The organism is Actinoplanes sp. NPDC048791 (genome assembly GCF_040650095.1).
Taxonomy (GTDB): Bacteria; Actinomycetota; Actinomycetes; order Mycobacteriales; family Micromonosporaceae; genus Actinoplanes.
On record NZ_JBEZGQ010001409.1, the window covers coordinates 1 to 1,740 of the forward strand.

Consider the following 1,740-nt stretch of genomic DNA (forward strand, 5'->3'; position numbering starts at 1 on the left):
CCCCGCCGCCTCTCCCCGGCCGGCTTGGCCAACGGGCGCTGGGGGCCCGGTTGGGGATCGAACCGGGGGCGGGCCCACCCGCCGCCGTTCCTGGGCCCCGGCGGATGGCGGCTTAACGGGGGCGTCGGCCGCCGGCCGGGGAGTTCATCGTGGACAGGGTCCAGGAGTCCAGGCGGCGCAGCGCCACCCGGCAGGTGGCGCGTACGGCGCCGAGGTCGAGACGCGGCATGATCCGCTCCCTTCCGTTCGGTGTCGTGTTTCTGTCACTTCGCGGTCGCGCCGCCGGGGTTGGGTGGCGCGCCACGGGCCGGCACAGCGCCGGGCCGGCCCGTGCTTCCAACCGTGACATCCGGGGTGGCCATGATCCGTGGATACGCGACGTGTCCCTCGCCACGGTCACAGTGAGTGAGGGCAAGATCAACCGGCGTCGCGCCATTCTTCGTTGCTTTCCTCAGCTGGCCATTAAGAATGGCTTAAATTCCGTGGCGGGCCACAGTGCGGAAACAATGAGAGCCGTTCATGAATGGGGTACCGCCGCGGCCGCCGTTGTCACTCAACGTCAATTGCCAAAAACCTTCGGTTTGCCCGGGCCGGAGAATGAACCGCTGGGCGTCCGCCTCCGTACTGTCTGTCGATGGAACTCTTCCGGCGGGCCGCGGCGCCGGGACGGCTCCCGGGGTCGGGGGACCCCCAGGGCCGGATGAAGCGCTCCCGCGGGCGGTAGCGCGCTACGCAAATCCGTGGTTACCCTTCCAACCAGTACGGCGGGGAAGGGCTACCGGGCGCGGGTGGGCGTGCGCGGCGGCGAGGACGGGGGGCACGGATGCGACAGCGGGCCGGCTCGGCGCAGCCACTGTCGTGCCCCTCCGCGGGTCGTGCCGGGGTGACCCGATGAGCTTCGAGGACGACGAATACTGGGAATCGGAGTACGACGACGACCCGAAACGGCCGTACGCGGACACCACCGCGACCGCCCGGGATCCGTACGCGGATGCAGTCGCGGCCCGCTGGGGCGCTGATACCCGCCGTCCCCCGACCCGCGCCCGATACGTCGAAGAAGACGAATTCGACGACATTCCGGAACCCCCGCAAAAGCCGGTGAACGCCCTCGATCCGGGCATCGACGAGCTGGCCGAACGCCGCCGTCAGCGCCGCCAGGACGGCTACCAGCGGTCACCGAACCGCGACAAGCGCATCAAGCAGGCCTTCGACGGTGAACGCCCCAGCTGGCTCGACGACCCCGCGTTCGCCCCGGCCGACCTCGACGCCGCCCCCGTCTCACCGCCCGGCGCCGAAGGCTGGCAGCGCCGCAGCCTCGACTTCGACGAACTCGAGTACGACGACCGCGACTTCGACGAACGGGACTGGGAAGAACAGCGGCGCTACACCGCGTCCCGCCGCTCCCGGGTCATCGAGAGCTGGGACGACGAGCCGATCGACGAGCCGGTGCGCCGGGGCCGCCGCGACGACGTGCCGCAGCCGGTCACCGGCCGCGCCCGGGTGTCGCCGCCGGTGCCGGACGAACCCGAGGAAGAGGTCGTGGCTGACCTCTACCGCCCGCGGCGTGACCAGGACTTCGACCCGCTCGTCGACGACCTGCGCGAGGAGGACCTGCTCCCGTACGAGCGCCGGCCGGCCCCGGGGCGGGACCGTCGGCCGTCGCGGACCACGTGGGATCTGCCGGCTGCGTCCGTACCGGATGAGGAGTCGCGGATCGCCCCGGCCGAGCCGTGGTCCGAC

At 71.6% G+C, this 1,740-nt stretch carries 1 protein-coding gene; it reads left to right on the plus strand.

Annotation, left to right across the window (positions count from 1 at the left end):
- Positions 1 to 891 precede the first annotated feature (891 nt).
- A partial coding sequence (locus tag AB0C29_RS46870; RefSeq protein ID WP_360834653.1) for a hypothetical protein occupies positions 892 to 1,740 on the plus strand: 849 nt, incomplete at its 3' end.